Genomic DNA, 13540 nt, shown 5'->3' with positions numbered 1-13540 from the left:
CTTGCACTTTTTGCCTCAGCCGTTGGTGCTCACTACTCCGTGCAGCGGGTGCAATCGGTTGGAACGGCCTGTTCCCGACCAATTTCCCCAGAATCCGGGGCATTGCGCCAACCTTGCTAATATTTCACAAGCCAACGCTCAGCTTTCAGCAGGGTCAATACTGCAATGCCGGCTCCTGCATGACGCCTTGCGCGTGGCATCCACTTTGACTGGACATAGACATGGCCACAGTGACGACACCGATCGAAGTTTTCGACATGAAGACGTTGCTGGCAGCGCTGAAAGCGTTGCGCAATGGTGACTTCACCACGCGCATGCCGCAAGACTGGACCGGCATGCCGGGCAAGATCGCCGACACGCTCAACGAGATCATCGATATGGCGGCCGACACCGCCACCGAATTCGAACGCGTGGCGCGACTGATCGGCAAGCAGGGCAAGGTCGATGAGCGTATCCAATTGCCGATGATGAAAGGCTCATGGCAAAAGATCGTCAACTCGAGCAATGCGCTGACCAGCGACCTCATCAGCCCGATGAGCGAGATGATTCGCGTTATCGGGTCGGTTGCCGAGGGTAATCTGAGCCAGCAGGTACCACCGGTACTTGACGGCCTGAGACTGCGGGGCCAGTTCCTCAAATCCGCCAGGATCGTGAACACCATGGTGACGCGACTGGGCTCCTTCGCTTCCGAGGTCACCCGCGTGGCCCGCGAAGTCGGCACTGAAGGGATTCTCGGTGGGCAGGCCAATGTCAAAGGGGTGTCCGGCACCTGGAAAGACCTGACCGATTCCGTCAACGACATGGCCGCCAACCTGACCACCCAGATGCGCAACATCGCTTACGTGACGACCGCGGTGGCCAAAGGCGATCTGGGCAAGACGATTACCGTCGAAGTCAGGGGTGAAATTCTCGAGCTGAAAAACACCATCAACACGATGGTCGGCCAGCTTTCCAGCTTCGCTGCGGAGGTGACCCGCGTCGCGCTGGAAGTCGGTACCGAAGGCAAGCTGGGCGGTCAGGCGGAAGTGCGTGGCGTATCAGGCACCTGGCGCGACCTGACCGAATCGGTCAACGGCATGGCGGCCAACCTGACCACCCAGGTGCGCAACCTCGCACAGGTGACGACGGCGGTGGCGCGCGGCGACCTGGGCAAGAAAATCACCGTTGAAGCCAAGGGCGAGATTCTCGAACTGAAAAACACGATCAACACGATGGTCGACCAGCTTTCCAGCTTCGCCTCGGAGGTGACCCGCGTCGCGCTGGAAGTCGGTACCGAAGGCAAACTGGGCGGACAGGCCGAAGTGACCGGCGTGTCCGGTACCTGGAAGGACTTGACCAATTCGGTCAACGGCATGGCGGCCAACCTGACCACCCAGGTGCGCAACATTGCCGACGTGACGACGGCAGTGGCCAACGGCGACCTGTCGCGCAAGATCACCGCCGAAGCGAAAGGTGAAATTCTCCAACTCAAGGAAACCATCAACACCATGGTGGACCAGCTCTCGACCTTTGCCGACGAAGTGACGCGCATGGCTCGCGAAGTGGGAACTGACGGCAAGCTCGGTGGCCAGGCAAAAGTGACGGGCGTCGGTGGAACCTGGAAAGACTTGACCGACTCGGTCAACAGCATGGCGGCCAACCTGACCAATCAGGTGCGCAACATCGCCGACGTAACGACGGCGGTGGCCAAAGGCGACCTGGGGCGCAAGATTACCGTGGAAGCCAAGGGCGAAATCATGGAGCTGAAAAACACCATCAACACCATGGTGGACCAGCTCAACAGCTTTGCCGCCGAAGTGACGCGGGTGGCGCGCGAAGTCGGCACCGAAGGAAAGCTCGGGGGGCAGGCACAGGTGCAAGGCGTGTCCGGCACCTGGAGGGACTTGACCGAAAACGTGAACTTCATGGCGGCCAACCTGACCAGCCAGGTACGAGGCATCGCAAAAGTGGTGACCGCCGTAGCCAACGGCGACATGAAGAAGAAACTGACACTGGAAGCCAAGGGCGAGATCGCTGAACTGGCCGACACCATCAACGGTATGACCGATACCCTGGCGCTGTTTTCCGATCAGGTGACCTCGGTGGCGCGTGAAGTGGGCGTCGAGGGCAAGCTGGGGGGCCAGGCCAACGTGCCGGGTGCAGCCGGCACCTGGCGCGATCTGACCGACAACGTGAACGGTCTGGCGGCCAACCTGACCAATCAGGTGCGCGCGATTGCCGACGTGGCGACTGCCGTGACCAAGGGCGATCTGACTCGTTACGTGGAGGTGGAAGCAAAGGGTGAAGTGGCGGAATTGAAGGACAACGTCAACGAAATGATCCGCAACCTGCGGGAAACCACCCGGCAAAACGCAGAACAGGATTGGCTCAAGAGCAATCTCGCGAAATTCAACCGTCTGCTGCAGGGCCAGCGCGATCTGGCGGCAGTCTCCAAGATGGTGCTGTCTGAACTGGCTCCGCTGATCAACGCCCAGCACGGCGTGTTCTACATGATGAACGAGAGCCCGCCCGATCCTGCGAAGCTCAAACTGCTGTCCGCTTATGCATACAAGAGCAACATCAATGTGAACGATGAGTGGCGGCTCGGCGAGGGCCTGGTCGGGCAATGCGCCTACGAGAAGCGGCGCATCCTGCTGACCGATGTACCCGCCAACTACGTCGCGATTTCATCGGGACTGGGTGCGGCCGCCCCGCTGAATATCATCGTGTTGCCGATCCTGTTCGAGAACAAGGTCAAGGCCGTCGTCGAAATGGCTTCGTTCACGCGCTACAGCATCATTCATCAAACCTTCCTTGATCAGCTTGCTGAATCGATTGGTATCGTACTCAACACGATCGAAGCCAATATGCGTACCGAAGAACTGCTCAAGCAGTCGCAATCGCTGGCGCACGAGCTGCAAAGGCAACAAGAAGAATTGAGGCAGACCAACGAGGAACTGGAGGACAAGGCGGGACTGCTGGCGGAGCAGAAAGCCGAAGTCGAGCGCAAGAACCGCGAGGTCGAAATCACCAAGCTGTCGCTGGAGGAGAAGGCGGAACAACTGATGCTGACCTCGAAGTACAAGTCCGAATTCCTCTCCAGTATGTCCCATGAGCTCAGAACGCCATTGAACAGCCTGCTGATCCTGGCCCGGCAGCTCAGCGACAACGCAGAACACAATCTCACGCCCAGGCAGGTCGAATATGCCAAGACCATCCGTAGCGCGGGCAAAGACCTGCTGGAGCTGATCGACGAGATTCTCTATCTGTCGAAGATCGAGTCGGGCACGGTCACGCTGGATCTGAATGAAACGCTGTTCGCCGATCTGCACGACCAGATCGAACGCACCTTCCGGCCGGTCGCCGAAAACCGGGGCCTCGACTTCACGATTGAACTGGCGCCTGCCCTGCCCGCCGTCATCTGGACCGACGAAAAGCGCCTGCTGCAGGTGGTCAAGAACCTGCTGTCCAACGCCTTCAAGTTCACTGAACAAGGCAGCGTCAAGATCAGCATCGAACCCGCGGTGTCCGGGTGGAGCGTGGATAACGACGAACTCAATCGTGCCGATGCGGTGGTCGCCTTCGTGGTCACCGACACCGGCATTGGCGTATCCGTCGGCAAGCAGAAGCTCATCTTCGAAGCGTTCCAGCAAGCAGATACCGGAACCTCACGCAAATACGGCGGCACCGGCCTCGGCCTGTCGATCAGCCGCGAGCTCGCACACCGGCTGGGCGGTGAGCTGCGGCTGATCCCCGGTGAGATCGGCAAGGGCAGTACTTTCGCGCTGTACGTGCCCTTGCGTACTCAGGATGCCCAGCGTCAGACGCTAGACGAATCAACGACAGAGGCAGTACCTGACCAGGTCAAGCGCGACCTCATGCCAAGCCCGACTGCACAGATACCCGACGACCGCGAGTCGGTCCAACCCGGGGACCAAGTGCTGCTCATGCTCGAGGGCGACGCCCGATTCGCCAGCATTCTGCTCGAAGCCGCGCACCAGACGGGCTTCAGGGCTATCGTCTCGACCCGTGGCGCGGATGCGCTGGAGCTTGTCGAACGCTTCAAACCCGCCGCGATCACGCTGGACCCGGGCCTGACGGACATCGATGGCTGGTCGCTGCTCGAGCAGTTGAAGCGCAATTTCGCCACGCGCCACATTCCGGTCCAGATCATCTCGAACGCTGACGACCACACACGCGGGCTGCGCTATGGCGCTTTCGACCATCTGCTCAAGCCGGTCACAGCCGAGGAGATTCAAAATGCACTGGTCGGTATCGTGGCATTCGCTCGGCGCAAGACCAGGAACCTGCTGCTCATCGACGGCAACGATGAGAGCCGCGCCCGCATCCTCGATCTACTCGGCAACACCGACGTGAAGATCGAAACGACCGCCAGCGGCGCGCAGGCCTTGAAGAAACTGGCAAAGAAACGCTACGACTGCATGGCCATCAATCTCGAACTGCCCGACGCATCCGGCATCAGCTTTCTCGAGGCCTTGCAGCAAGACCACGCCATGCGGGAATTGCCGATCGTCGTCTATGGTGCACAGACACTGACCAAGCCGGAACACGAGCGTTTCAGGACACTGCTCGGCAAGGGCGTGATCAAGTCAGTTCAGTCCCCCGAGCGCATACTCGACGAAACCGCGCTGTTTCTACACCGTGTCGTCGCCAGACTGCCGCAGACCCAGCGCAGAATGCTGGAAAAACTCTATGAGGGCTCGGACAGTCTGGAGGGTAAAAAGGCCCTGGTGGTCGACGATGACGTGCGCAACATCTTTGCCCTGACCAGCGTGCTTGAATGCAACAAGATGCTGGTGGCCACGGCGGAAAACGGTCGAACCGCCATAGAACTGCTGCAGCAACAGCCCGATACCGACATCGTGCTGATGGACATCATGATGCCCGAGATGGATGGCTTTGAAACCATGCGCCAGATCCGTACATTCAAGAGATTCGAAGCCCTGCCCATGATTGCGCTGACGGCCAAGGCGATGATGGGCGACCGTGAAAAATGCATTGAGGCCGGCGCCTCGGACTATGTCAGCAAACCGGTGGATACCGACCAGTTGCTGTCACTGATGCGCAAATGGCTCTATCGATGACGCTGTACCGCGCTCATTGCGCACTAGCGCGAACCGAAGTGGCATAGATATGCAACAGGAACCTCCGATATTCAATGACAGAGCCCAGGTGCGGCACCCGCTCCCGCCCGATGGCGTGCCAGCATCCGTGTTGCTGGTGGATGACAATCCCGCCAAGCTTACGGCGCTCGCCGCGGTGATTGCCGACATGGGCCTCGATGTTGCCACGGCGACTTCCGGACGCGAGGCGCTGCGCCTGCTATTGCAACGCGACTTCGCCGTCATTCTGCTCGACGTGAAAATGCCGGTGATGGACGGTTTTGAAACCGCTGCACTCATTCACGGCCGCCCGAAGTCGGCCCACACGCCCATTATCTTCGTCACAGCGGAGGCCGACACGGATTCCGAGCGTTTCCGCGGGTATACGGCCGGCGCTGTGGATTACATCTTCTCGCCGATTGTGGCCGAGGTTCTTCGCGCCAAGATCCAGGTGTTTGTCGACCTGTTCTACTTGCAGCGCAAACTGACGATGCAGGCCGAAGAATTGCGGCAATCGAAACGGCAACTGCGTGAACTGGCCTCCTATCAGGAGCACATCAAGGAAGAAGAGCGAAAGCGGATCGCACGGGACATCCATGACGAGCTGGGACAGAGCCTGCTGGCGTTGCGAATCGATGTCTCCATGTTGCAGGCGCGCACCAGTACCCGGCACCCCAGGCTCAACGAAAAGGCCAGCGATGCGCTGAATCACCTCGATACAGCCATCCGCAGTGTCCGCAGTATCATCAATGATCTTCGGCCACCCGTACTCGATCTGGGACTACAGGCAGCGATCGAGTGGCAACTTGAAGAGTTCCGGCAGCGCAGCGCGATCGATTGCACGATGTCGGCCAAAGACGAAAATTTCCGTCGCGACCTGAATGAAAAATCCGCCACGACTCTGTTTCGCATCGTGCAGGAATCGCTGTCGAACATTGCCCGGCACGCGCAAGCGACACAGGTGCATATCGAACTCTGCAGAGAGGGTCGCCGGCTTTATCTGCAGATCAAGGACAACGGCGTAGGCATGACGGATCGCAAAAAACTGAACTCGTTCGGGCTGGTGGGAATGAAGGAACGCATCAGCATGCTGGGCGGGGAATTCACGATTGACAGCGCACCGGACAAAGGAACGAGATTAACGATATCGCTGCCACTCGACTGATCCGAATAGCACCTTGATATCACCCAAGGCCTGTGCGTCGTTCAACGAAGTCTCTTTCAACACGATCTTGTTCAGTGTGTCGTGGGTCATGGGTCATGATCACCTTCACATCGGTAACGGTTGCTCTGTCGTCCGTATTCATTGGCCCGTGTGTTATCAAACTTTTCAGCTGAGTTGAATGGTCATGATTTCAAGGCAATTCTCCATGTCCTTGAATCAACTCAGGTCATCAACAGCGATAATAAAAACTCATTAATTTTATACATTGCATTCCTGATGGAAATACAAGGCAGCTCAGAATTCGGCTGCTTACAACCCCCGAAACTGCTCTTCGCAAAAGGCTCGTCGGCCAAAAGCGGAGTTCAGATTGCCCCTGACCGACCTGCCACGAATGACTGAAATTCACTCAAGAATTGGGATGCTGCAGAAAAATCCGGTGAGGTAAGCCGAGTGTTTCAAGAATGGTAAGTGGCAGCCCTCAAGATTTACTCCATCGCGTCAAAAGACTCATGATATTGCACAGTGCCTGTTGGTAGATCGCCGCCAAAAGACAGAACTTGGAAGTACTCTTGGGGAACCCCTGGCAACTCCAGGCCAGCGTGAGGTTTGAAGCCAAAGCGACCGTAGTAACCAGGATCGCCCAATACGACGCATCCATCTGCCCCTTTGTTTTGTAGCTTGGCAAGAGCGGCTTTCATCAGAGATGAACCAATACCTTGGCCTTGGCAGTCAGGCAACACGGATATTGGCCCGAGTCCATACCAACCCGCAGCGCCGGAAGACACGGTGACTGGAGAAATGGCGACGTGCCCAATGATTTCATCATTCTCCACTGCAACCAGCGAAACTGTTAATTGTCCGGCTTGGCGTAGTGCATCGACAATGAAATGCTCGGTGTGGCTGGAATGTTGTTCCTGCTCAAATGCCGCCGCAGTCAGTGTGGATATGCGTTTGATGTCTTCAGGTAGCTCATTGCGGATATTCAAATTCATATTGAGTTTTTCTCTAGTGTCTTGATCGATCAGGCCCCGTAGCGCGTTGAACAGGTCAGTCGTTTTTGTGTACTGGCTGCCATAGGTGAGGTTGAACGCATAGTCAAAGCCGGATCAGACTCGCTCCCCCTGCAGCCCTGCCATACTGTTCAACATGACCCGTGCAACTTTCCGCTTCTTTGATGAGCTCAACGATTTCCTGCCGGCCGAACGGCGGCGGCAACCCTTCACCTGCCAGTGCGCGCAAGGGGCGACGGTCAAGCACATGATCGAGGCGCTCGGGGTGCCGCACACCGAGGTCGAACTGGTGCTGCTCAACGGCGAGTCGGTGGGGCTGGAGCGGGTGATCCTCGACAGCGACCGGCTGGCGGTGTATCCCAAGTTCGAAACGCTGGACATCAGCCCGCTGCTGAAGGTTCGCGCGCAACCTTTACGGGTGCTGCGTTTCGTCGCGGATGCGCACCTTGGCGGGCTGGCCAGCCTGCTGCGCATGAGCGGCTTCGACACCCTCTACGATAATGGCTTCGAGGATGGCGAGATCGCCGAGATCGCTGCACAGCAAGGCCGCATCGTGCTGACCCGCGACCGCGAACTGCTCAAGCGCCGAATCATCAGCCACGGCTGTTATGTGCATGCCCTGAAACCGTCGTTGCAGTTGCGCGAATTGTACGAGCGCCTCGACCTGGCGCGTAGTGCACGACCATTCAGCTTGTGCCTTCATTGCAACCTGCCGCTGCACGAGATCAGCCTGGAACTGGCCCGGACGCAGGTGCCGCCACGCATTGGCGCCCTCTATTCACACTTCCTGCGCTGCGACGCCTGCCAACGGGTTTACTGGGAGGGTTCGCACTGGCGCGGCATGTGTGCATTGCTGGCACCGCTGCTGAACCGATAGCCGCCAGCCCTTGGCGGGCAAAAAAATAACAAAATTGCCATGTGCTCCCTTCGTTCCTTCTTGCGTCGCACTGTTCATTGCCCGTTCCCGCACGTCTGGAGTTTTCCCAATGCCCTCGCCTCATTCCTTGCCTGCTGCGCTGCTGGGCCTGGCCCTTGTTTGTCCGGCCATGACCGAGGCTCAGGGCCTGGAGCTGGGACAAGTGCTGATTGGCGCCGAGGACCAGAGCGACGAAGACCAGGGGATCGAGGACGCCAGGGCCCGGCTGGCCCAGGTGCCCGGCGGCACCAACGTGGTGGACATGCGCCGTCCGTTGCAGGGCCGCGTGGCCAGCAATCAGGATGTGCTGGCTTACCAGCCGGGGATCTATGCCCAGTCGGCGGGCAACGAAGGGGTGAAGATCTCGATCCGCGGATCGGGCATCAACCGCGCACCGGGCGCCCACGCCTCGGGGCTGTACACCCTGCTCGACGGCCTGCCGCTGACCGGCCCCGGCGGCACGCCCTATGAATTGCTGGAACCACTGTGGCTCGACCATGTGGAGGTGCTGCGCGGCGCCAACGGGTTCGACCGGGGTGCCCTGGCCCTGGGCGGGGCAATCGATTACGTCAGCTATACCGGCTACGACGCGCCGAAGTTGCAGGTACGCTACGCAACGGGCAGTCACGGCTATCAGCAGCGCCAGATCAGTTCAGGGCAAGTGCTCGGCGCTTTCGATTACTACGTGGCCATGACCGATGCCAACGCCGACGGCTATCAGGACCACACGGCCAGCGAGAGCCAGGGAGTCATCGCCAACTTCGGTTATCGCTTCAACGCCAACCTGGAAACACGCTTCTACCTGCGCCACCGCCAGACCGACAACGACCTCGCGGGACGGGTGACCAAGCACTCCATAGAGCATGACCCACGGGCGGCCAACCCTGCCTACGTGGCGCGGGACGACCGCCGCGACGAGCCGGGCAGCACCTTTATCGGCAACAAGACCACCTGGTACATCGATGACGATTCGAGCATCCAGACCGGCCTTGTCTACCACGACTACCCCATGGACCTGAGCGAGGGCCCCAACCGCTTGAAGGTCGCGTACACCGATGTCAGCGGCACGTTCGACTACAAGCGGCGCGACACGCTCTGGGGTCTGCAAAGCCAAAGTACCCTGGGCCTGCGAATGACCAGACACCTGCCCAATGCCGGTGCCAGCGAGTTCGTGCGCATCCCCACCGGCAACACCGCCGGTTACGCACCGGGCACACTGATTCGCAACTTCACCTACCAGGGCTCGGACACGGTCCTGCATGCCGGCAATGACCTGGAGATCGCCGACGACCTGTGGCTGACCACCGGCCTCGCCGCGATCTACACCCGCCGGGAAAGCGATGTCACCTACCCGCAGGAAGGTGGCAAGACCAGCCTGCACGACTGGGACTACGCCCCGCGCGTGGGCCTGCGCTACCAACTGACACCGGACCTGCAACTGTTCGGCAATCTCAGCCGCTCGGTCGAGGCGCCGCACCCGTGGTCGCTGATCTATAGCTCGAACATCCGCTTTCCCAAGGGCAGCGGCGTTGCCACGGGCGCCCAGCGCGAACCGGTCACACTGCAAAACCAGACCGCCACCACCTTGGAAATCGGCGGTCGCGGTGACAGCACGCTGGGGCAATGGAGCCTGGCCTGGTACTACGCCCAGGTGCGCCACGAACTGCTGTCGGTGTTGCCGGACGCCAACGCCACCACGCCCTACGAGCTCAACGCCAGCCCCACCGTGCACCAGGGCGTGGAAGCCAGCCTGCTGAGCCCCCTCTGGTCGCCGGAGGATGGCGGCCAATTGAGCCTGCGCCAGAGCTATACCTTCAGTGACTTCCACTACCGCGACGATGAGCGCTTCGGCGACAACCGCTTGCCGGGCCTGCCGATGCACTATTACCAGGGCGAACTGCGCTACGACTGGCCACAAGGCTTTTTCGCCGCGGTCAACACGCAATGGGTGTCCAAAGTAGCAGTCGATTACGCCAACAGCTACTACGCCGATCCCTACGCCCTATTCGGCGCCACACTGGGCTACAACGCGCCCAAGGGCGACTGGCAGACCTGGCTGGACATGCGCAACCTGACCGACAAGCACTATGCCGCCACGGTCACGCCGGGCTACGACGACAAGGGGCTGGACGCGGCACGCTCCACCCCCGGCGAAGGCATGGCGATGTACGTCGGGGTGTCGTGGAGCCTGCTCTGAGGTCACTGGCCCGACTTCGCAAACGCACGCAACTGCGCCGCGACGACTAAGCTTTTGTAACGTCACCTCGTCCCTCAAGGAGATATCCATGAGCGCCGCAGCCCTGTCCGAACTCGATGCCGCCCTGCCCGACCTGACCCGCAAGATCCGCGTGCTGGATGCCCTGTCCTGGCCGGACGGCGTCGAGGAAGACTTCCTGGCCAAATGGCGCGGCGGGCGGGTCGAGTTACCCAGGGTCGAGTTGCAGCCTCGCGACCACAGCGCCGACATCGCCGCCCTGGAAAGCTTTATCAGCCATTGCGATGTGGGGCATCCGGCCGGAAATTTCCTTGCCATGACCGCCCGTAGCTATGCCACGGCCGGACACATGCTGGGGGCCATCGGCACTCCCGCCTTTACCCAATATTCGTCAGCGCTGTACCGCCGTCCCGACTTCTACTACACGCGCTTGCAACTGAGCATGCTCGACGCGGCCCGTTTCTTTCTCAAGACCACCGACGCCCTGCTGGGCGGTGCGCGGATTCCACCCTGCCCGGCCGAGATCCCGGCCAAGGCGTTCGCCGCCTGGATTCAACCGGAACTGGACCGCTTCTTTGGCGCCGGACAGATCACGGTCGTGCTCGATCCGAACCTGGCCGCCAAGGCCATCGCCGGATCGAGCCGCATTCGCCTGCGGGCCAGCGCGCTGTTCTCCGAGCTGGACAAGCATCAGCTGTTGCAACACGAGGCCTTCGTGCATGTCGCCACCGCACAGAACGGCGCGCGCCAGCCCAACCTCACAAGCCTGGGCCTGGGAGCGCCCCGCACGACCCAGACCCAGGAAGGCATTGCCACCCTGGCCGAACTGTTCACCGGCAGCATGGACATCAACCGCCTGCGTCGCCTGGCCCTGCGCGTGCTCGCCGTCCAGCAGGCGCTGGAGGGTGCCGACTTCATCCAGGTGTTCGAAGGTTTTCTGACGGCCGGGCAGACAGAAGAGGAATCCTTCCGCTCGACTCAACGGGTATTCCGCGGCGCCGACCTGCGGGGCGGTTCGGCATTCACCAAGGACGCCGCTTACCTGACCGGGTTGCTCGGCGTCCACACCCTGCTGCGCATTGCGATCCGCGATAACCGACCGGATCTGGTGGGGCATTTGTTTGCCGGGCGACTCAGCCTGGCCGACACCGTGCGCCTGGCGCCCCTGTTCGAGTCCGGCTGGCTGAAGGGGCCGGTCTATCTTCCCGCCTGGGCCAGCGACCTGCGCCTGCTGGCCGCCAACCTGGCCTTTTCGGCGTTCATCGCCCGGGTCAAGCTGGATGTGCTGGACCTTGATGTGTTCATGGCATTCGCCGAAGAACACGAAAGCGATGCCAGTGCGCTGTGATCGGCGCCGAGTTTTTCAGCCGGCCTTGACTCTTCGAATCAACTGCTACCATTAGGAAGCGGTGCCAAGGCCGGGCTCTGTGGCTTTCAAAAACGGCTTTCACCGCCAGGGATTGATCCACTCATTTCAAGCCTGCCTGACCCCATGGGGGTTGCAATGCACAATCCATTGCTTTACGCGTTGTCGGCTGTACTGCTCTTGAGCGGATCGCCCTGCCTGGCACTGGGTACGGATGGAACCGCTACAGCACCGCCCCCGGCACCCGCCGCCGCTACACCGGCAAGCGCAGCCACGACAGCGCCCGCCGCGCCGGTGACCAAGGATCCGGTGTTTACCCAGGAACAGCTGGATCAGATGCTGGCGCCCATTGCGCTTTACCCGGACCCACTGTTTGCACAGGTGCTGATGGCCACCACCTACCCCGGAGAAGTCGGCGAGGCAGTCAGCTGGTCCAAAGCTCACCCGGACGCCAAGGGTGACGATGCGGTCAAACAGGTGGCGAATCAGCCTTGGGATCCGAGCGTGCAGGCACTGGTCGCCTTCCCGCAGGTGCTGGCAATGCTGGGACAGGACCCCGTCTGGGTCCAGCGCCTGGGTGATGCCTTCCTGGCGCAGCCCGACGATCTCATGGAAAGCGCGCAACGCTTGCGGCGCCAGGCCCAGGCAGCCGGCAATCTGCAGAGCAACCAGTATCAGAACGTGACGATCCAGAATGTCGCGGCGCCGGCACCGGCAACCACGACTGCGGCACCGGCTCCAACCCCTGAACCGGCCCCGGCCGGCAACTCGACCATCATCATCCAGCCTGCCGATCCGCAGGTGGTGTACGTCCCCACCTATAACCCCACAACCACCTACGGCACCTGGCCCTACCCGGCATCGCCGCCCGCGTACTATCCGCCGCCACCGGCCTATTACCCTGGTCAGGCCCTGATGGCCGGACTCGCGTTCGGTGCCGGTGTGGCGATCATTGGATCGTTGTGGGGTGAATGCGACTGGGGCAATAACGACGTCGACATCGACGTCAATCGCTACAACAACATCAACGCCAACAACCGGATCACCAACAACAAATGGCAGCACAATCCGGTGCATCGCAATGGCGTGCCCTATCGAGACAATGCGAGCCGCGCACAGTACGGCCGGCAACTGAACGGCGCCAATCAGCGTCAAGCCTATCGCGGAGAGAATGCCCAGCGCGCCCAGGCCCGTGAAAATGCCCGCAGCTCAATGGACAAGCACGGTATCGAACGACCCGCCACCAGCAATCTCGAAGCCCGTGATCAAACGCGCAAACTCCAGTCCGCAAGCGCAGGCGGCGATCGGCTGCAGGCCGGTGCGGACAGGCCGAGGGCGGCGGACAGAAGCCAGGACACGGCCAGAAACACCCGAGAGAATCAGCAGCCCAGGAGGGAGACCCATCAGGCCAATCAGCAGGCCAGGAACCAGAGTTCCCAGTTGAATCAGCGCAGAGAAGGCTCCGCGCAGACGCGGCAAACGACGAACAAACGGCCCGCCGCCAGTGCCGGCAGTGCCCGCAACAATGCGTTCGCCGGCGCACGCTCACCGTCCCAGGCCAACCTCCAGGCCAATCGTGGCCGGGCCAGCCAGGCATCCGCCCAACGCCCCAGTGCTTCGCGATCGGGCGGTCACCAGGTCAGCCGGCCGTCCAATCCACCAGCGCGTCAAAGGGGGAGCCGTCGTTGAAAAACCATCCTCGATTGAAGGGACTCACGGGCTTGCTCCTTCATGTACTGGTTATAGCCGCCGGCTTGTCGTGGTCG

Annotated in this window: 7 protein-coding genes; 6 read left to right on the top strand and 1 reads right to left on the bottom strand. The window is 60.7% G+C overall.

Annotated elements, in window-relative coordinates; genetic code table 11:
• Window positions 1-221: 221 nt before the first annotated feature.
• Window positions 222-5084: a HAMP domain-containing protein gene (locus BSF44_RS00365; protein WP_095941765.1), complete on the top strand. Its 4863-nt coding sequence runs from the start codon at window positions 222-224 to the stop codon at window positions 5082-5084.
• Window positions 5085-5133: 49 nt separating this feature from the next.
• Complete coding sequence (locus tag BSF44_RS00360; protein ID WP_095941764.1) at window positions 5134-6267, top strand: response regulator; 1134 nt, start codon at window positions 5134-5136, stop codon at window positions 6265-6267.
• Between the two features lie 485 nt (window positions 6268-6752).
• Here BSF44_RS00360 and BSF44_RS00355 read toward each other — a convergent pair whose 3' ends face one another.
• On the bottom strand, window positions 6753-7259 hold the full coding sequence (locus BSF44_RS00355) for a GNAT family N-acetyltransferase (RefSeq protein ID WP_095941763.1): 507 nt from the start codon (window positions 7257-7259) through the stop codon (window positions 6753-6755).
• 154 nt (window positions 7260-7413) lie between these two features.
• Here BSF44_RS00355 and BSF44_RS00350 point away from each other — a divergent pair, with 154 nt between their 5' ends.
• The 4 genes from BSF44_RS00350 (at window position 7414) to BSF44_RS00335 (ending at window position 13463) form a co-directional block, all read left to right on the top strand.
• Window positions 7414-8154 carry a Mut7-C RNAse domain-containing protein gene (locus BSF44_RS00350; RefSeq protein WP_095941762.1) on the top strand — a complete coding sequence of 247 codons (741 nt, stop codon included), beginning with the start codon at window positions 7414-7416 and terminating at the stop codon, window positions 8152-8154.
• A 109-nt stretch (window positions 8155-8263) separates the two neighbouring features.
• Window positions 8264-10390 (top strand): TonB-dependent receptor domain-containing protein, encoded by a 2127-nt coding sequence (locus BSF44_RS00345; RefSeq protein ID WP_095941761.1) that lies wholly within the window; start codon window positions 8264-8266, stop codon window positions 10388-10390.
• A gap of 88 nt (window positions 10391-10478) precedes the next feature.
• Window positions 10479-11756 carry a flavohemoglobin expression-modulating QEGLA motif protein gene (locus tag BSF44_RS00340; protein ID WP_095941760.1) on the top strand — a complete coding sequence of 426 codons (1278 nt, stop codon included), beginning with the start codon at window positions 10479-10481 and terminating at the stop codon, window positions 11754-11756.
• A gap of 156 nt (window positions 11757-11912) precedes the next feature.
• On the top strand, window positions 11913-13463 hold the full coding sequence (locus tag BSF44_RS00335; protein ID WP_095941759.1) for a DUF3300 domain-containing protein: 1551 nt from the start codon (window positions 11913-11915) through the stop codon (window positions 13461-13463).
• Window positions 13464-13540: the final 77 nt, after the last annotated feature.

This window comes from Pseudomonas sp. ACN8 (assembly GCF_002303925.1).
Taxonomy (GTDB): Bacteria; Pseudomonadota; Gammaproteobacteria; order Pseudomonadales; family Pseudomonadaceae; genus Aquipseudomonas.
This window is presented reverse-complemented; position numbering and strand designations above follow the sequence as displayed.

Bases quoted from the DNA above. Each gene is read 5' to 3' on its own strand.
- BSF44_RS00365 (WP_095941765.1), top strand. From the start codon at position 222: ATGGCCACAGTGACGACACCGATCGAAGTTTTCGACATGAAGACGTTG.
- BSF44_RS00360 (WP_095941764.1), top strand. From the start codon at position 5,134: ATGCAACAGGAACCTCCGATATTCAATGACAGAGCCCAGGTGCGGCAC.
- BSF44_RS00355 (WP_095941763.1), bottom strand. From the start codon at position 7,259: ATGAATTTGAATATCCGCAATGAGCTACCTGAAGACATCAAACGCATA.
- BSF44_RS00350 (WP_095941762.1), top strand. From the start codon at position 7,414: ATGACCCGTGCAACTTTCCGCTTCTTTGATGAGCTCAACGATTTCCTG.
- BSF44_RS00345 (WP_095941761.1), top strand. From the start codon at position 8,264: ATGCCCTCGCCTCATTCCTTGCCTGCTGCGCTGCTGGGCCTGGCCCTT.
- BSF44_RS00340 (WP_095941760.1), top strand. From the start codon at position 10,479: ATGAGCGCCGCAGCCCTGTCCGAACTCGATGCCGCCCTGCCCGACCTG.
- BSF44_RS00335 (WP_095941759.1), top strand. From the start codon at position 11,913: ATGCACAATCCATTGCTTTACGCGTTGTCGGCTGTACTGCTCTTGAGC.